Source organism: Alteromonas sp. MB-3u-76 (genome assembly GCF_002831605.1).
Taxonomy (GTDB): domain Bacteria; phylum Pseudomonadota; class Gammaproteobacteria; order Enterobacterales; family Alteromonadaceae; genus Alteromonas; species Alteromonas hispanica.
Window position 1 is genome coordinate 2,865,497 of record NZ_CP025115.1, and the last position, 19,075, is coordinate 2,884,571.

Annotated in this window: 10 protein-coding genes, 2 tRNA genes and 3 rRNA genes; 7 read left to right on the plus strand and 8 right to left on the minus strand. The window is 44.5% G+C overall.

Annotated features, from left to right (window positions below):
• Nucleotides 1–31 precede the first annotated feature (31 nt).
• Nucleotides 32–772, minus strand: coding sequence for a hypothetical protein (locus CW735_RS12805; protein WP_157812690.1), 741 nt, complete (start codon nucleotides 770–772; stop codon nucleotides 32–34).
• 120 nt (nucleotides 773–892) lie between these two features.
• On the opposite strand from CW735_RS12805, the gene CW735_RS12810 reads away from it, so the two are divergent.
• The 4 genes from CW735_RS12810 (at nucleotide 893) to tnpC (ending at nucleotide 4,348) form a co-directional block, all read left to right on the plus strand.
• Entirely contained in the window at nucleotides 893–1,654 is a 762-nt protein-coding gene (locus tag CW735_RS12810) for an IS5 family transposase (RefSeq protein WP_100970740.1), read from the plus strand.
• 437 nt (nucleotides 1,655–2,091) lie between these two features.
• Nucleotides 2,092–2,412 carry an IS66 family insertion sequence element accessory protein TnpA gene (gene tnpA, locus CW735_RS12815; protein ID WP_100971820.1) on the plus strand — a complete coding sequence of 107 codons (321 nt, stop codon included), beginning with the start codon at nucleotides 2,092–2,094 and terminating at the stop codon, nucleotides 2,410–2,412.
• The gene (gene tnpB / locus CW735_RS12820) at nucleotides 2,409–2,759 is read left to right on the plus strand and encodes an IS66 family insertion sequence element accessory protein TnpB (RefSeq protein ID WP_100971818.1); all 351 of its coding nucleotides are present in this window, start codon (nucleotides 2,409–2,411) and stop codon (nucleotides 2,757–2,759) included. Before tnpA ends, tnpB begins: the two co-directional genes overlap by 4 nt.
• A gap of 86 nt (nucleotides 2,760–2,845) precedes the next feature.
• Nucleotides 2,846–4,348 carry an IS66 family transposase gene (gene tnpC / locus CW735_RS12825; RefSeq protein WP_100971755.1) on the plus strand — a complete coding sequence of 501 codons (1,503 nt, stop codon included), beginning with the start codon at nucleotides 2,846–2,848 and terminating at the stop codon, nucleotides 4,346–4,348.
• Between the two features lie 175 nt (nucleotides 4,349–4,523).
• On the opposite strand, the gene rrf is transcribed toward tnpC, so the two are convergent.
• From rrf to pssA, 6 genes are all read right to left on the minus strand, one after another.
• Nucleotides 4,524–4,639, minus strand: a 5S ribosomal RNA gene (rrf, locus tag CW735_RS12830).
• 216 nt (nucleotides 4,640–4,855) lie between these two features.
• Nucleotides 4,856–7,954: ribosomal RNA gene (locus CW735_RS12835) — 23S ribosomal RNA — on the minus strand.
• A 639-nt stretch (nucleotides 7,955–8,593) separates the two neighbouring features.
• Nucleotides 8,594–8,670: transfer RNA gene (locus tag CW735_RS12840), tRNA-Ile, on the minus strand.
• 127 nt (nucleotides 8,671–8,797) lie between these two features.
• Nucleotides 8,798–8,873: transfer RNA gene (locus CW735_RS12845), tRNA-Ala, on the minus strand.
• An 80-nt stretch (nucleotides 8,874–8,953) separates the two neighbouring features.
• Nucleotides 8,954–10,486: ribosomal RNA gene (locus tag CW735_RS12850) — 16S ribosomal RNA — on the minus strand.
• Together the 16S, 23S and 5S rRNA genes with 2 tRNA genes alongside form the textbook arrangement of a ribosomal RNA operon.
• Before the next feature lie 484 nt (nucleotides 10,487–10,970).
• A complete protein-coding gene (pssA, locus tag CW735_RS12855; protein WP_100972502.1) occupies nucleotides 10,971–11,780 on the minus strand; it encodes a CDP-diacylglycerol--serine O-phosphatidyltransferase in 810 nt (269 codons plus the stop codon).
• Between the two features lie 358 nt (nucleotides 11,781–12,138).
• On the opposite strand from pssA, the gene xdp1 (CW735_RS12860) reads away from it, so the two are divergent.
• The 3 genes from xdp1 (CW735_RS12860) to prsT all read left to right on the plus strand — a co-directional run bounded on the left by xdp1 (CW735_RS12860) (nucleotide 12,139) and on the right by prsT (nucleotide 17,009).
• Nucleotides 12,139–13,086 carry an exosortase-dependent surface protein XDP1 gene (gene xdp1 / locus CW735_RS12860; protein WP_071980062.1) on the plus strand — a complete coding sequence of 316 codons (948 nt, stop codon included), beginning with the start codon at nucleotides 12,139–12,141 and terminating at the stop codon, nucleotides 13,084–13,086.
• Between the two features lie 155 nt (nucleotides 13,087–13,241).
• A complete protein-coding gene (gene xdp1, locus CW735_RS12865) occupies nucleotides 13,242–14,093 on the plus strand; it encodes an exosortase-dependent surface protein XDP1 (protein WP_100972504.1) in 852 nt (283 codons plus the stop codon).
• Nucleotides 14,094–14,195: 102 nt separating this feature from the next.
• Nucleotides 14,196–17,009, plus strand: coding sequence for an XrtA/PEP-CTERM system TPR-repeat protein PrsT (gene prsT, locus CW735_RS12870; RefSeq protein ID WP_100972506.1), 2,814 nt, complete (start codon nucleotides 14,196–14,198; stop codon nucleotides 17,007–17,009).
• A 36-nt stretch (nucleotides 17,010–17,045) separates the two neighbouring features.
• Here the strand turns inward: prsT and dld are convergent, their stop codons facing one another.
• A complete protein-coding gene (gene dld / locus CW735_RS12875) occupies nucleotides 17,046–18,752 on the minus strand; it encodes a D-lactate dehydrogenase (RefSeq protein ID WP_442857511.1) in 1,707 nt (568 codons plus the stop codon).
• Nucleotides 18,753–19,075: the final 323 nt, after the last annotated feature.

A 19,075-nucleotide genomic window follows, 5' to 3' on the forward strand; every position in this document is an offset into this window, starting at 1 on the left:
AGCTTGATACCTCACATGAAACATTGCGTCTTTAGTTTTTTGTATACTCAAGTATTGTGCTCTCGTTAAAAGACCGACTAAATTCTGTCAGCTTATTATAGAGGTCTTTCTTGTGAGGGCTATTTAGAGACACGGCGAAAAAAGTTGGGATATTTCTTTTTAGCGTTATTAACGCAGTATCACTGTCGGTTTTTCGGTCGCCCAAGAAATGATAAAACGGTCTTTCATAAGTAATCAAGTTAGCAGTTCTATCAAATAAAAATAATCTTATAGAGTCTATACTCGACGGCATATCGAAAAATACATATCCCTGCTCTTCTAGGCGGTTACGTTCACCAATGTAATCGTATCCTCTAATACCAGCTATGGACTTCTCATCTAATCGTGTGGTGTTAGCAAGTCTGATTAATGTTAAGAAAGTAACCGGCTTTTCAATAAACATAGCGTTGTCATCAAGTGCCGCTGTGCCTTTGACGTTAACGGTAAGATCGATCTCTCCCTTACGAACTCTTTCATATAATCTAGCAGGGGGTATACATTCGATCTTCATGTCATAGCCTAACTGCTTTAGAAGCACATCAGACATCTCTACAACTTCACCAGAACATTTCCCGGTCTCGTTGTCCTTTATGACAAGCGGAGGAAAAACTACGATCCCAAGAGTCACTGACTTTACGTTTTTATTCACATCACCCTCACCCTTAACTATGGGTGAAAACAACACAATAAAAAATATTACAAAGTAGATAAGAGAACTGCTCATAGTTCGCATTAAAAAGCCACACACTAAAACTAGTTATTAAGGCGTGTTGATCTTTCGTGATTAGTTTTTGAACAGCATGGTAAAGAGTTATAATTTGCTTCGCCAAAAGTAAAAGAACAACTCACTACCATGCCAAGACTAATGCTAACTGATAAGCGGTGGCAAAAGCTACTTCAAGTAATGAAGAGCACTGGCCGCATTTACAACAAACCAGAACATAGAATGACGTTTGAAGGGATATTATTCCGGCTGAGAACCGGTATTCCTTGGCGTGATTTACCGGCAGAATTTGGCAGATGGAGCGCCGTTTATCGCCGATTCAATTTATGGTCAAAGAAAGGTTTATTGAATATGTTATTCAATGAGTTAGCTAAACTAGCTGATTACGATTGGGTCTTTGCTGACGGTTCAATTATTAAAGCTCATCAGCATAGTACCGGAGCTGCTACTACTGATAATGAATGCATTGGAAAGAGCCGAGGTGGTAACTCAACAAAAATTCATCTAGCCGTGGATAGTGGCGGGCTCCCCATATATTTTGAACTGTCAGAAGGCCAGAGAAATGATATCGCTCGCGCTCAAAGTCTAGTTGATCACTTAAGAGAAGTTAACATTTTCGTCGGCGACAAAGGGTACGATAGTGATACTTTGAGGAAATATATTGAAGCTAAAGGTGGTGCTTCAGTCATACCCAAACGAAACTATGGTCAGGATATAGATAAAGACAGCGTTGATTGGTGTCTCTATAAATATCGTCACCTTGTTGAAAACGCCTTTGCTCGAATAAAGCATTATCGTTCAATATCAACGAGGTATGAAAAATTAGCAAGGAATTATGCCAGCATGGTATCACTGGCATTTTCAATGATGTGGCTACCCATGTACTGCTGAGTGAAATATGTACAGCAAAGATCAACAGACCCTAGTAGTAGTGTATATAACATATATTTAATAAAAGACACATCCCAACTAATTTACTAACGTATCCACAGGTACCAAAAACTTTACGAAAAACTGCCCCGAAACAAGCGGGGTCAGATCCGAATAAGCACACTTACCTGTTAAGAGGTGAGCTCTAGCGTCGGCTAGCATAACTTTAAATCTATAAGGAAAGTATCTCTAGGCTGTGAACGAGTGCTTAATGTGGATCTGACCCCGTTTATTTTTTAACCTCTCTTATGCATACCATTTTTAGAATCGATAAAGAGGGTCAGATCCGCATTAGCACACTTGCCTGTTAGGAGGTAAGCTGTGTCCGTCCGGTAATCCCCGCATTCAATTCATAAATTAGCTACGGCATGGTGTTCTCTTTACTAAGGAGAATGACCATGCCTCAATATCAACGAAGAGAAGTGCAAGACTGGCTCAACTTATTCGAGCAGCAAAAGCAAAGCGGACTCACTGCGGTAGAGTTTTGTCGTCAGCAGCAGATTAACGTTCAAACTTACTATACCCGACGTCGCGATATTCGGCTTCAACGAACAAGCAGCAAGTTTGTTCAGGTGAAACGTGAAGTCACGAAGGTTGAATCCTACACCGAAGCAATGGGTGGCGACCTCCTCCTGAAATTGGGAAACGCTCAACTTAGCGTGCCAACCACTATTAACCCTCACTGGGTTGCTACTGTGATGAAGGCATTGGCCGAATGAAGATGTTCGTAGAGCCTGCCGACATTTACTTGTACATGGATATCGTCGACTTCCGCAAATCGATTAATGGCTTAATTGTCGTGGTTGAGCAGGATATGAACCTGAATCCGTTTCGCGATGCGCTGTTCGTCTTCTGCAACAAAAAGCGCGATAAGGTCAAAATACTCTATTGGGATAAAACGGGCTTCGCACTCTGGTATAAACGCCTCGAAAAACATCGCTTTAAATGGCCTGTCGATGCGAACTTAAAACAGATGCATATGAGTGAACAGCAGCTACAATGGCTGTTATCGGGCTACGATGTCATAGGTCATCAGCCGTTGCATTACAATGCATCCGGCTTATAACCTGTGATCATAAGTAGTGATTAACGATCACGAAATAGTCTTAATAATGTCGTGTAATCAGTGGCTTATTGCATGATAATAACGTCATGAATATTGATATCGAAAACCTACCCGACGACCCAGCAACATTGAAAAAGATGTTGTCGCAGGTGATGTCGCGGTATCAATATCTTGAAGAACAGTTTCGTATTGCCCAGCATAAGCAGTTCGGTAAAAGCACCGAAGGCCACCCTGGGCAAGGTGAGTTGTTCAATGAAGCGGAAGAGCTGGTTGTTGAAACTGAAATAGCCGAAGAAGCGATTAGCTACACTCGTAAAAAGCCGACACGTAAACCATTGCCTCGAGACCTGCCCCGCGAAGTTATTGTTCACGATATCAGCGACGAAGAGAAAGTCTGTGCCTGTTGTGCGAGTGAGTTACATCGCATAGGTGAAGATACGTCAGAAAAGCTTCAGTTTATCCCTGCTCAGGTTAAAGTGATTGAGCATGTTCGTCCTAAATATGCATGTCGTACTTGTGAGAAAGACGGTATCAGCAATAAGGTAAAACAAGCGCCCGTACCTCACAGCGTTATCCCAAAAGGCTATGCCACACCAAGCTTGTTAGCCCAAATTATCACCAGCAAATATCAGTATGGGCTACCGCTGTATCGTCAAGAATCTATGTTTAAACAGCATGGTATCGAATTAAGCCGTAAGACGATAGCGGACTGGATAATCCGCTGTGCTGAGTTGTTTAAACCGCTTTATGACCAGCTTCATCAACATCTGCTAAAACAACCCGTTATCGCGGCGGATGAAACTACGTTGAAGGTGGTTGAGTCTGAAAAAGCGAACAGTTATATGTGGTTGTACGCCAGTGGCGCTGATTCACCTAGCGGTAATATCACCGATACAGCGACATCCAATATCGTGTTGTACGATTACCACAATAGTCGGGCTGGGCAATGCGCAGTAGACTTCCTGCAAGGCTATAGCGGCTACCTACAAGTAGACGGCTATCAAGGCTACGAACAAACGCAAGCCACACTCATCGGTTGTTGGGCACACGCACGTCGCAAGTTCATGGAAGCGAAGAAAGGCGCAGGGAAAAAAGGCAGTGGCAAAGCAGATTGGGCACTCAATCACATCCAAAAACTCTACCGCATCGAAACACAGCTAAAAGATAAAACGGTGGAAACGCGCTATCTCGCCCGACAAGAAAAGAGCCTGCCGTTACTCAATCAGCTCTACACATGGCTAGAAAAATCAGTTCAACAAGTGTTACCGAAAACCAAATTAGGTGAAGCGATACAATACAGCTTGAATCAATGGGAAAAGCTTGTTCGTTATACACTCGACGGCCAACTAAGTATTGATAATAATCGCGCTGAGCGCGCGATTAAACCGTTCGTCATAGGCAGAAAAAACTGGCTGTTTAGCCAAACCGCCACAGGCGCAAACGCCAGCGCAATGCTCTACAGCATCATCGAAACCGCTAAGGCCAACGACCTCAATGTGTTCGAGTATGTGATGACGTGCCTTGATGAACTCAGCAAGCCAGAGTCGAACATCGAGCAACTACTACCATGGCAGTTTACTAAGCGCTAGGTGGGATTGCCGGACGCTTACGGTAAGCTCTAGCGTGGGCTAGCATCACGTTAAGTCTTTAAGGAACGTATCGCTAGGCTTTGAAGGAGTGCTTAATGTGGATCTGACCCCGTTTATGATTTTTGGGATGCTATAAAGCAAAAAACCCGCCGTTAGGCGGGTTTTTCTTAATGGGACCTGGCAGTGTCCTACTCTCACATGGGGAGACCCCACACTACCATCGGCGCTAATACGTTTCACTTCTGAGTTCGGAATGGAGTCAGGTGGTACCGTATCGCTATGGCTGCCAGGAAAAAACTGATAACAATTTAGGAAAGTTTGATATTAATTCAATCAGTGAGTAACTTACTTTTCACTCTACTTGTGGTGCAAAATCATGATTGCTTTTTATCATGACTTTTGCGCAAGGAGGACCAACAGTACATAGTGTTGTTTGTCACATCCTATCGATTTGCTTATCAATTTGCTTACAACGCCAACTTCTCACCGAAGCCTTTTAGGCGTTGTATGGTTAAGCCTCTCGGGCAATTAGTACAGGTTAGCTTAACGCCTTACAACGCTTCCACACCCTGCCTATCAACGTCATCGTCTATAACAACCCTTCCAGACCTTAAAGGTCAGGGATGACTCATCTTTGGGCCGGCTTCCCGCTTAGATGCTTTCAGCGGTTATCCGTTCCGAACGTAGCTACCGGGCAATGCCATTGGCATGACAACCCGAACACCAGCGGTTCGTCCACTCCGGTCCTCTCGTACTAGGAGCAGCTCCCATCAATCATCCAACGCCCACACCAGATAGGGACCGAACTGTCTCACGACGTTCTAAACCCAGCTCGCGTACCACTTTAAATGGCGAACAGCCATACCCTTGGGACCGACTTCAGCCCCAGGATGTGATGAGCCGACATCGAGGTGCCAAACACCGCCGTCGATATGAACTCTTGGGCGGTATCAGCCTGTTATCCCCGGAGTACCTTTTATCCGTTGAGCGATGGCCCTTCCATACAGAACCACCGGATCACTATGACCTACTTTCGTACCTGCTCGACGTGTCTGTCTCGCAGTTAAGCTAGCTTATGCCATTGCACTAACCTCACGATGTCCGACCGTGATTAGCTAACCTTCGTGCTCCTCCGTTACTATTTGGGAGGAGACCGCCCCAGTCAAACTACCCACCAGACACTGTCCACAATCCCGATAAGGGACCAATGTTAGAACATCAAACATACAAGGGTGGTATTTCAAGGACGGCTCCACACAATCTAGCGACTGTGCTTCGAAGCCTCCCACCTATCCTACACATGTAGGTTCAATGTTCAGTGCCAAGCTGTAGTAAAGGTTCACGGGGTCTTTCCGTCTAGGTGCGGGTACACAGCATCTTCACTGCGATTTCAATTTCACTGAGTCTCGGGTGGAGACAGCGTGGCCATGGTTACACCATTCGTGCAGGTCGGAACTTACCCGACAAGGAATTTCGCTACCTTAGGACCGTTATAGTTACGGCCGCCGTTTACCGGGGCTTCGATCAAGAGCTTCGCTTACGCTAACCCCATCAATTAACCTTCCGGCACCGGGCAGGTGTCACACCCTATACGTCCTCTTACGAGTTTGCAGAGTGCTGTGTTTTTAATAAACAGTCCCAGCCACCTGGTCACTGCGGCCTCCATTTGCTTACCACGCGAAGTGTTCACAAACAGAGGCGTACCTTCTCCCGAAGTTACGGTACAATTTTGCCGAGTTCCTTCACCCGAGTTCTCTCAAGCGCCTTAGTATTCTCTACCTGACCACCTGTGTCGGTTTGGGGTACGGTTCATATAATCATAAGTTTAGAAGCTTTTCCTGGAAGCAGGGCATCAACAACTTCACTCCCTTGGGAGCTCGTCTCGTGTCTCGGCCTTTCTCTTTTAAAGAGCGTATCCGGATTTACCTAAATACGCAGCCTACTCACTTTCACTTGGACAACCAACGCCAAGCTTGCCTAGCCTTCTCCGTCCCTCCATCACTGATTATACAAGTACGGAAATATTAATCCGTTTCCCATCGACTACGCATTTCTGCCTCGCCTTAGGGGCCGACTTACCCTGCCCTGATTAGCATGGGACAGGAAACCTTGGTCTTCCGGCGTGGGAGTTTTTCACTCCCATTATCGTTACTCATGTCAGCATTCGCACTTGTGATATGTCCAGCAAGCTTTACAACTCACCTTCATCCACTTACACAACGCTCCCCTACCCAGAGGACATCCTTAACCCCACTCCACTGTGATAAACGCTTTACCAGCAGGCCGCTTCGCGACGATGCTGTTAGCTTTCATCATAAATGAAGTTAAGTGATGTCCTCTGCCGCAGCTTCGGTATATTGCTTAGCCCCGTTACATCTTCCGCGCAGGCCGACTCGACTAGTGAGCTATTACGCTTTCTTTAAAGGGTGGCTGCTTCTAAGCCAACCTCCTAGCTGTCTATGCCTTCCCACATCGTTTCCCACTTAGCAATATTTTGGGACCTTAGCTGGCGGTCTGGGTTGTTTCCCTCTCCACGACGGACGTTAGCACCCGCCGTGTGTCTCCCGGATAGTTCTCATTGGTATTCGGAGTTTGCAAAGGGTTGGTAAGTCGGGATGACCCCCTAGCCTTAACAGTGCTCTACCCCCAATGGAATTCGTCCGAGGCTCTACCTAAATAGATTTCGGGGAGAACCAGCTATCTCCCGGTTTGATTGGCCTTTCACCCCCAGCCACAAGTCATCCGCTGACTTTTCAACGTCAGTCGGTTCGGTCCTCCAGTTGATGTTACTCAACCTTCAACCTGCCCATGGCTAGATCACCGGGTTTCGGGTCTATACCTAGCAACTCAACGCGCAGTTAACACTCGCTTTCGCTACGGCTCCGCTATTCGCTTAACCTTGCTACTAAATATAAGTCGCTGACCCATTATACAAAAGGTACGCAGTCACCCCATCACTAAGCACCCTGCTTGATTTTTTGCGGTTTACCGTTGGCTGCTTCGCAGGTCAACGTTGACGTTAAATCAAACTGGCTATTATGCTTTGTGAGTCACATCACTAAAGGCACTTAGTGATGGGGCTCCCACTGCTTGTACGTATACGGTTTCAGGTTCTATTTCACTCCCCTCACAGGGGTTCTTTTCGCCTTTCCCTCACGGTACTGGTTCACTATCGGTCAGTTAGGAGTATTTAGCCTTGGAGGATGGTCCCCCCATATTCAGTCAAGATAACACGTGTCCCGACCTACTCGATTTCACTGTAAAGCACGCTACGTGTACGGGGCTATCACCCTGTATCGCTCCTCTTCCCAAAGGATTCCACTACACACTAAACAGCTTAAGGGCTGCTCCCCGTTCGCTCGCCGCTACTAGGGGAATCTCAATTGATTTCTTTTCCTAAGGGTACTTAGATGTTTCAGTTCCCCTCGTTCGCCTCGTTACACTATGTATTCATGTAACGATACCTGTAAACAGGTGGGTTTCCCCATTCGGACATCTGTGGCTCAAATGCATTTTGTCGGCTCACCACAGCTTTTCGCAGACTTACACGTCCTTCATCGCCTCTAACTGCCAAGGCATCCACCGTATACGCTTCGTCACTTAACCATACAACCCTAAAAAGCCTTGAGTATCGGCCTCATGTCCGCCTTTTGAAATCGGACAAGGGTAATGTTGTATGCATGACAAGCTAATCGGAAGAATTGCCTTGCTATCTTCTTGCTAATCGGCTTGCCGATTGGCACGCTTTTCAGCGCTCTTAGATAACAAGCAATTCAAGTCAAGTAGAGTAAAAAGTGCGTCTATCGACTTCTCAATTACTCTTCTGATTGATTACTATTAATATCAGCTTTCCAAATTGTTAAAGAACTATCGTGCAAAATCATGACGCTTTTTGTCATGACTTTTGCGCAAGGAGGAATTACATTACTCTCTAGAGTATCGTAAATGCTCCCTTAGGGTAAAAAACCCTAATCAATGCTTACTTAAAAAGTAAATATTCATTAGGATTTGATGTCCATCTCGACACATACGCTAACGATTTGTTTGACTACCACCATCTTTAGCGAGTAGCAAAATCGTCAGGAAGCTCTGCTTCCGGTAAAGCGATTTTTCACGACCACTTGCAACGCAAGTAACGTAAAACCACAACCAATTCGCTTGGTAAAGTTAGTTTGAATGCGAGAAACGCAGTGTGCGCTAGCACATGAGTATCGCAGCGTTCAAAATAACGCAAGCAAGTAGAATTGGTAGGCTTGGGCAGACTTGAACTGCCGACCTCACCCTTATCAGGGGTGCGCTCTAACCAGCTGAGCTACAAGCCTTCAGTTTATCCGCGCCTAAGCGACTAATCTCTTCACTTTAGCGAGTAGATAAATAACAAGTCGATTTTACATCGACGGTAAGTTATTTATCACGACCACTTACGAAATAAGTGTTTGCGGTAAAGAGTGGTGGAGCTAAGCAGGATCGAACTGCTGACCTCCTGAATGCAAATCAGGCGCTCTCCCAGCTGAGCTATAGCCCCATAAACTTGTGTCGTTCTTTATATTCTAGACAAAACAATCTGTGTAGGCACTGCATCAAGGCGTCTTTCGACGTTTTTGGTAAGGAGGTGATCCAACCCCAGGTTCCCCTAGGGTTACCTTGTTACGACTTCACCCCAGTCATGAAACACAAAGTGGTAATCGTTCTCCCGAAGGTTAAACTAACTACTTCTTTTGCATCCCACTCCCATGGTGTGACGGGCGGTGTGTACAAGGCCCGGGAACGTATTCACCGCAATATTCTGACTTGCGATTACTAGCGATTCCGACTTCATGGAGTCGAGTTGCAGACTCCAATCCGGACTACGACATTCTTTAAGGGGTCCGCTCCACATCACTGTCTCGCTTCCCTCTGTAAATGCCATTGTAGCACGTGTGTAGCCCTACACGTAAGGGCCATGATGACTTGACGTCGTCCCCACCTTCCTCCGGTTTGTCACCGGCAGTCTCCTTAGAGTGCCCAACTAAATGCTGGCAACTAAGGACAAGGGTTGCGCTCGTTGCGGGACTTAACCCAACATCTCACGACACGAGCTGACGACAGCCATGCAGCACCTGTGTCAGAGTTCCCGAAGGCACCAATCCATCTCTGGAAAGTTCTCTGCATGTCAAGTGTAGGTAAGGTTCTTCGCGTTGCATCGAATTAAACCACATGCTCCACCGCTTGTGCGGGCCCCCGTCAATTCATTTGAGTTTTAACCTTGCGGCCGTACTCCCCAGGCGGTCTACTTATCGCGTTAGCTTCGCTACTCACGACTTAAAGTCACAAACAGCTAGTAGACAGCGTTTACGGTGTGGACTACCAGGGTATCTAATCCTGTTCGCTACCCACACTTTCGCACATGAGCGTCAGTCTTTGGCCAGGGAGTCGCCTTCGCCACTGATGTTCCTCCAGATATCTACGCATTTCACCGCTACACCTGGAATTCCACTCCCCTCTCCAAGACTCTAGTCTGCCAGTTCTAAATGACCGTCCCAGGTTGAGCCCGGGGCTTTCACATCTAGCTTAACAAACCGCCTGCGTGCGCTTTACGCCCAGTAATTCCGATTAACGCTCGCACCCTCCGTATTACCGCGGCTGCTGGCACGGAGTTAGCCGGTGCTTCTTCTGTTGCTAACGTCACGGTGAGCAGGTATTAACTACTCACTTTTCCTCACAACTGAAAGTGCTTTACAACCCGAAGGCCTTCTTCACACACGCGGCATGGCTGCATCAGGGTTTCCCCCATTGTGCAATATTCCCCACTGCTGCCTCCCGTAGGAGTCTGGGCCGTGTCTCAGTCCCAGTGTGGCTGATCTTCCTCTCAGAACAGCTAGAGATCGTCGCCTTGGTGAGCCTTTACCTCACCAACTAGCTAATCTCACTTGGGCCTCTCTCTGCGCCGGAGCCTAAGCCCCGTTTGGTCCGTAGACGTTATGCGGTATTAGCAGTCGTTTCCAACTGTTATCCCCCTCGCAAAGGCAAGTTCCCAAGCATTACTCACCCGTCCGCCACTCGTCAGCGATGTGCAAGCACATCCTGCTACCGTTCGACTTGCATGTGTTAGGCCTGCCGCCAGCGTTCAATCTGAGCCATGATCAAACTCTTCAATTAAATATATCGAATTATGAATCGTCGTATAGACACTCTTAACGAGTGCCCACACAGATTGTCTTGTCTAAATTGTTAAAGAACATAGCGACTTCGTCGCTATCTCACCGTAAGCCGCTGCTTCTTGGTGACTCACCCTGTTCGAGTGAGGAGCGCATTAAACGCTGGAAGTTTTTACTGTCAACACTTTTTGAAAATTTATTTTCTGAAGCGTTTCTTCGAAACTCCCGTCCTTACTGCCTTACAAAGGTAGTAGAGACTAACTTCGCGGTCTCTGCCGTTTGGCTTTTCCCCCGAAGCGGATGCGCATTTTACTTATCTGCAGGCTTTCGTCAATAGCTTTCTTTGAATAAAAAGCAAAAAAGCGACCGAGTGGTCGCTTTTTGTTCATAATGTTCAGTTATCGCTGAAATCTAAGTTGAATACTCGGTTGAATACTCGGTTCTTCTCGCAGTATTAAACAAGACGAAATTAAGATAACAAGTCTTTACCCGTTTTTCTGTTCATCGCTGGGTTGCTCTACATCATTGCGCTTGGCACTTTTAAAATCTGCATCTTCTTCATGGTCGCCAACGACATCATCTAAAGTAACTTTATCAACTGTTCTAAATGTATTGATAGGACCAGCAAGTGCATATAACGCAAAAACAATAAATAAAACTAGCGCTGGTTCAGTTGCCACCACAATGAATATAAGTAGTACAAGTAGCAACGCGACAAATGGAACCTTTCCATGCCAGTTCACTTCTTTAAAAGAGTTATATTTAAAATTGCTTACCATAAACAAGCCAGCAAGGCCTGTTACTATAGCAACAACAATACCGTAGTCTGTACCGTTAACATCGTACTCTACGCCAACCCACACAAGGCCAGATACGACCGCCGCAGCTGCTGGGCTTGCTAACCCTTGGAAGAAGCGTTTGTCTGCTATACCTACTTGCGTATTAAATCTTGCCAACCTCAACGCGGCTCCTGCTACATAAACAAACGCAGCAAGCCAGCCCAGCTTACCTAGCTCGGTTAAACCCCAGTTATATGCCACCAATGCTGGAGCCATACCAAACGACACCATATCTGCCATAGAGTCGTATTCAGCCCCGAAGTCGCTTTGCGTATTAGTCATACGAGCAACTCGACCATCGAGCCCGTCAAAGATCATGGCGACAAAGATAGCAACAGCCGCAGCTTCGAAACGACCATTCATAGATGACACAACCGCAAAAAAGCCTGAAAACAGACCCGCAGTAGTTAATAAGTTGGGGAGCAAGTATATCCCTTTACGCTTTTGTTCAGACATATGTCCTCATAGCTCTACATATATAATGATGTAATTATTCCATAGATATTGGTTTGCGCATAGTAAAGTAAGGAATGTTGGCTTTCGTAAGAAACATTATTAGTACCTTTTCCGCATATTTTATGAGGTGACTAAATAAGCTCCTTGCTTTACCTCCCTCGTTTTCACACAAAATAAATCTGTTTGTCTGCACGGTTATTGCCTATAAGCAATAACAAAGTATCAAGGTACATACCTAACTCTCTAATCCATTTATTTATCATATGTATTCATCAATGCGCGTTTAGTACACGCCATATTGAGTGCCAAGCACTCATTTCAGAGCGCCAATCACAAGCTGGGCTTCAGGAGTCTTACTATGTACAAATCTTGCAATTCAAAATTAGGTCAAATATTTCTAGTTTTACCTCTATTGTTCGCATTTACAGTGACCGCATCTCCAGCCTACGCAAAGAAAAATAAAGACTTTTATAAAAACTGTAATTCAAAGAGTGCGAAACACGCTTGCAACTCCTCTTTAAAAGAAAATACATATAGCAACGATACAAACAAACCGTATGACCTAGTGGCCGATGGCGTATCTTATGGAACTAATGCTGCAAACTCTAATGTAACAGTTAATGGAGTGAAAATTTCACTAGCAGCCTTTGCAGATACGCAAAATATTCACAACGAAGTTGTTGTTGGAGCTAGCTTAGAAAAAATATCTGACAAGTGGGCATATGGCGTTACAAATAATGATGAAGCCGGTTATTACGGATGGTCTGATCATGCTATCGATAACGTAAACCACTACAGCCAAGGTAGCAACAATGCCTATTTTAGTGGCATAACAAATGTTGAACGTGATTATGATTTTGTTTTGTTATCTTTTGATAAAGCAGTCACGCTTACGGGTGCTGGATTCTCATGGCTCGCTAATTTAGACGATAGCCAAGTTTCAGTTGCAGCACTTAATAATACGTCGATACTAACGTCGGGCACCAGCACGTGGAGCAATATTGTGGACGATGCGCTAACTACAGGTTCATTTGACATAAAAAGCTCTGGGAATTCTGATTATGCGGCCAATTTCACATTTAAAGATGCCGCAAATTACTGGCTAGTTGGTGCATACAATACTGTTTTCGGCAATATTGGTGGGCGTGTTGGAAATGATGCGTTTAAATTAGCAGCTGTTGATTTTTCTGTTAAGGAAATTGCGGAAACATCAAACACAACTGAAGTGTCAGAACCTGGCACTGTGGGCTTGCTAATGGCTTGTTCTTTGTTTGCAATGTTGCGTCGTAAAACTCTGTTTAACTAAACTAGACTTTAGATCAATGACAAGTGGTACAACCTGTCAGTTTTTTTTACTCCACAAAACTTCATTCAAATATTATCGAGCAAAAACAAAAGGTTAAAACTGGCACACTCTGTGCTTTCAAGCAATATCTGTAGTTGTTGTAGTAGTATATATTAATGAAAAAATTGATTTCCTTTTTTGTTTTGGTTGCCTTGCAAATCAGTCTAGTAAATGCTGAAGACACATTAATAAAAGAGTATTCATATGACCTCATGGAGCATGATGCGTCTGGTGTATTGAGCCCCTCTGGAATAGATATTGATGGAGTAAATGTTGCGATATCTGCATGGGCGGATACCGCAATATCTGTACAAACTAATTCTGGAAGAACTTGTGTCTGGATTTTTTGTAGAAACACATCTGTTGAAACAACTGAAGACCTTGACACTATAGAATCTGCAACAGCTCAACTTGTTGATGGGTATGGTTATGGAATAAGAAATAACTTGGAGTCACCAGGCGATCACCAAACCATTGACAATTATGGTGAGGAAGTAAACGAAACACCTGTAAATTCATTTGAATATCTGTTGTTTTCTTTTGATTCAGAAGTAAATGTCTCTCAAATCGATTTTGGATGGAATGCTAATAATGGTGAGGATCAGCAAGTTTCTGTTGTATCTATCGAAGGCGCGCCTGAGATAGAAGGAGAATCGTGGGGCACTATAGCTCTCAATGCGATATCAGCCTCTTTCAATATTACAGGTGGCAAAAATAACGGTGTAGCAGACTTAAGTTCTTTAGATAACGAATATTCCAATTACTGGCTTGTTGGCGCTTATAACAAAGCCTTCGGGGATATTGGTGGGGATGAGAACAATGATGCGTTTAAAATATCATCAATTCAGTTTAATACTAAACAGGTTAATAACACTACTCCACCAGCCCAAGTCAGCGAGCCCGGAGCACTCGCGTTAATGAGCTTAGGTCTTGGTTTAGTGCTTTACAGACGCAAACGTCGCGCTTAATTGTTTTAAAACAATTAAAAAACACGTATCTTTAGAAGGTGGCTTAGGCCACCTTTTTTTATGCTATTTTTATGCTTGAGTAAGGCAAACCCAAAGGTAACTATGAACTTGTTTAATAATAAAAAGCGCTTTGTTAAACGCGCTCTCTTCTCTGTCATCGCCACCTCTTTTTTCACCGTGAACGGTTTTGCCACAACATCAGAGGATTACGAGAAGGCGTTAACTGCGTTCAATCAAAGTGAGTATGACGAAGCGTATATACACCTTAAAAATAGCCTGCAAAAAGACCCTGAAAATTTAGCCGCTAAAATTCTGATGGGAGAAATCCTACTTATCAATGGTTACCTTACCGCAGCTGAAATAGAGTTTGTAGAAGCTCTAGAAATGGGGGCCGATATAAACTTAGTCGCTGAGCCTCTAGGGAATACCTGGCTGTTTTTGAACAAATACCAAGATATCGTCGACTTTGAAGAGCTAGACAAACTCTCGGGTGACTCTGAGCAAGAATGGCTGCTTATCCGCGCCACTGCATGCATTCGTTTAGAAGATGAAGCCTGTGCCCTTAAAGATTACAACGCACTCTTATCTCGCGCCCCCAACTTTGTGCCTGCGATAAATGGTTTAGCCTCAATTGCTCTTCAAAACGAAGATTTAACGAAGGCGTCGACACTCATCAACAGAGCTATGGATGTAGAGCCAGAAAACGCCATAACGTGGCGATTGAAAGGCCAACTTGCTTATCGGCAGGGCGACAAGGATGCAGCAACTGCACACTTACAAAAAGCATTAACCTTTAATCGGGACGATCCCATTGCTCTGCGTAATCTCGTAGACCTCTATTTAGAAGCTAAAGACTACGACACCGCTAAAGTGTTTGTAGACGAGATTATTGAAGATACACCGAATGATCCGCTTGCCATACTTCTCAACAGCTGGCTTCAAAGTAGAGACAACGAACAGGCGATAGATAATGAAAAGCTAAAAGAGCTGAATGAGTTTATGGCGCAGCTAGACCCAGAACTTATTACCTCACAACCTATGCTTTTGTACATCAGCGGGCTAACTAACTTTTTCAATAACAATATGGAAACTGCAGCGAAGGATTTCACTTCTTACTTGCAAAAAGAGCCTGACGATCTGCAAGCAGTGTTGATGCTAAGTCAGGTTTATATGGCCACACAGCAGGATAAGCAAGCGCTACTACTACTTGAACGTCATCAGGAATCGCTTATGGAAGACCCCGATTCAGCACTTATGCTTGGCAATCTTTTTATAAGCCAAAACAAAGCGTTTAAAGCGGAACGTTTACTGCAAAACTTAGAGTATAAATATCCTAACGAAGGCAAGTTACAGCTTTTCAAAATTAAGCTGATGGCCGCAAGAGGCAAGCGAGAAGAGGCACTTTCTATATTAGAAGACAATCTACCAGCGTACCGTGATAACGGAGGATTCCTATTTACTTATTCGCTAATGAACTTGCAAGCCGAAAAATTTGATAAAGCATTGAACGGCGCAGAGCTCCTTAGTGCCTTATTTCCTAATGAAGCCGAAGTGTATAACTTGAAGGCCGGAATTCTAATACGTCAGGGACTTCTTGAAGACGCAAAAACCAATATCGAAAAAGCGCTGAAACAAAACCCTACGTTATTCCCAGCGAAATTTAATTTAGCCGCCACGCAAAGTAGATTAGGCAATGTTGAGCAGTCTAATCAGCTTATCGAAGAGCTATTAACGCTATCTCCTCAGCACAACGAAACATTGATGCTCAAAGCATTTAACCTTTCAAAAGAAGGTGAGTTAGATAAGGCTAAACAGATTTATCTAGATATTCTCACGCTATCACCATCAAACATGGCGGCAAGAGAACGCCTTTCATCTTTATATCAACAGCAGGGCGACACCAAAAATGCGCTGTATCACTTAGATCTACTGCTAAAAGATGATTTTGATAATGCAGACTATCTTCTTCGTAAGGCTGCATTGCAAATACAAACCAACGAACGCGCTGATGCAGAGAAAACATTAAGTATTGTTCGCAACTTTATCAACAATGATGTGGGTAAGTTAATCACTTATATGGAGCAGGTTCGCGCTATTGGTAACAACGAAGCAGCAGAGGCTGCCATGGCAAGAGCCTATGAAATTTCCAACGGCAATACGTTTGTTACCTTACGCTACGCGAGCCTTCTACTAGACCTACAAAACAATGAGAAAGCGAAAACATTACTGAGCAGCCTATCGAAAGAGCAGCAGCAGAGTCCGGTCTATCATTTCTTGACGGGTAGGCTTAATGCTAACCTAGACAAAAGCGAGTCCGCAGTTAACGCTTATAAACGCGCATTAGCTATTGATCCAAGTTTTGCCCAAGCTTTCATTGCTATCTATAGCTATGCTCTCAACGAACAGTTTGTGGATGTTTTTCTAAGCACTGCCCGAGAGATGGTAAAAGAAAACGGCAACAACCTACTGGCCAAAAATTTATTGGCGCAGTATTTATTTTTTATCCGAGATTTTGAAGAGTCGACTACTTTATATGAAGAGTTGGTTGAAGAGCCTAATTTGCTTAACCCAGCAGAAGCCTATAATCGACTGGCAATAATGAGCATAGAGAATTCACTCGTTACCGCGAGAAACTATGCGCAAAAAGCCTTTGAGCTCCAACCAAACTCAGCAAGTATTCTAAATACCTATGGCCATATAAAGGCGCTGCGAGGTGAGTATGAGCAAAGCTTAAAAATGCTTAGAGACGCTTTTGCCAGAGATGCTAAAGATCCAAATATTCGCTATCACCTTGGCTATACCCTCGCAAAACTCAACAGAATCGATGAAGCGAAGAAAGAACTTGAGTATGCGGTAAATGTAGAGCGCCCATTCTTCAAGCGCCCTCAAGCAAGGGCACTATTGGAGAGCCTATAAAAAGCGCTGCACAATTGGGCATGAGTAGTTCGTCAGCTACACACAGCACGCACAATTTCTTGCATACTTATCCATCCCACCAATGCCTGGATTAAAGGTATTGGTGGGGTCTAGCTCTCGGTAGAACTTTTGAAGACCATCTTCCGCTTTATACAAATGCCCTACGTTATGCTCAGCTGGATATTTGGCTCCACGGGTGTCGAGCAATGCGAGCATATCAGCTTTAACTTGTTTGGCATCTGCGTCCTTTTTAAGCACGTAGTCTTGATGAAATACGTGGCAGAAAAAGTGTCCGTAGTAGAGAGATTTATCAATATGCTCTGAGATATGCGCAGGTAGTGTTTCCAGCCAGTCTTCGTCATTGCGCCTAAGTGCAATATCCAGCGCTAACACTTCTCCCACATCATGTGCGTGAAGCGTTTGATAACGAACGGCTGCTCCAGCTGCTGCAAACCTGAGTAAAAATGCCCTTGCCGCTTCTTCTTTATTACAAATAATAAATTCCCCGTTCCCCTCTTCATCAAATAACCGGCTTAAATAATCTTTGGCCTCTTGAACGCCTTGGTTACTCATTTTAATAATAAGATGATGCTCGTATTTATCTCTGAAATTAGTTAACGAACGAGGTAGAAACGCAGGAAATAAGCCGCCTACAAACTGCATTACTTTGTCTGTGAGGTTGCTTGGAAACAAGGGCGATTTATTCAGAACGGCGTCAATACGTCCCTTCATTGCGAAAAGTTTTGGAAGTGCATCGGTACCCAAATGATGGATACTCAGGCACGTATCTTTGCCATACTTTTCTGCAATATTAAACATATCTCTGTGCAAATACTCCCCTACCTCAGGTAGCTGGGAAAACTGCTCCAAAAAATCTCGTCTTATGCGCGTCAAGACATTAGGGTCATTGGTTCCCACGTAAAAAGTTTGCTCTTCGTCAGGCACCTCAAACGTATCTACGATTACCGCAAAAACAGCGATTTTGCCCGCACATCCGCTTGCTTCATAAAGGCGTGTTGTATCAGCGTTAAATCGGCTTGGCGTATCCGCACTTGTGTCTCTTACTCTTTTCTCATAGTCACTGGCCGAGGCTTTTTTATCCCATTGCAACTCGTCTTTAGAAAAACGACCTGAAGAGAGGTTTTGAATTATATCTTCGGGTGAGCTTCCTAAATCGATACCTAAATGATTAACAAGGGTTAAATTACCCTCACTATTTACTTTGGCAAATAGCGAGAGTTCGGTATAAGCCGGCCCGCGTTTAACCAATGCACCGCCCGAATTGTTCGCAACCCCGCCGATAATTGAGGCGCCTAAGCAAGAGGAACCAATAACAGAATGCGGCGCTCGCCCCATGGGTCCTAGCATTTTCTCAAGCTTGTGAAGCGTGGCACCTGGGAAGCTTAAAGCCTGCTTTCCCTCATTAAGCAGTACTATCTCATTCATCGCTAAAGTGTTAATAATTACCACTGGCCTGTCATAGTCGTCGCCACTTGGCGTAGAACCCTCGGTCAACCCCGTATTAGCAGCCTGCATGATGATAATACAGTTTTCAGCCACACATACTTTGAGCACTTCCCAGTATTCCATTAACGTTTGAGGGAATAAGACAGCGAGCGCCTCGCCTTTTCCAGAACGCCAGCCCGTTCGATAATGCTTAGTTCTTTTACGCGAATGCGAGACAGCACCGTCACCTAAAACGCGCTTAAACTGCTCAATAATTTTGATTGTTTCCACCTGCATTTTCTCTTGCTGCCCTACTACTATTTCAGTCACTTAGATCTTCAGCCACTTGTGTCTAGCTATTAAACGCTTATGTATATTGCTAGTTTTCTTATACCATTAATCATCATAATCTTTGAGGGGATTTAGCCCAACTAAAATTGCAAACATCGAGTAGGGTGAGGCTTGCGCCTCATCCCTCTTATATGGACTCCCTGAAGTAATCAACATCTTTTGAAAAATTAGTAGTAGATGCGCTCTTATATACGGGCTTTAAATGGAGAGCTACTCCTGCCCTTCGATGTATACGCACCAACAGTTCAATTCTCACACACAGTGTTTAG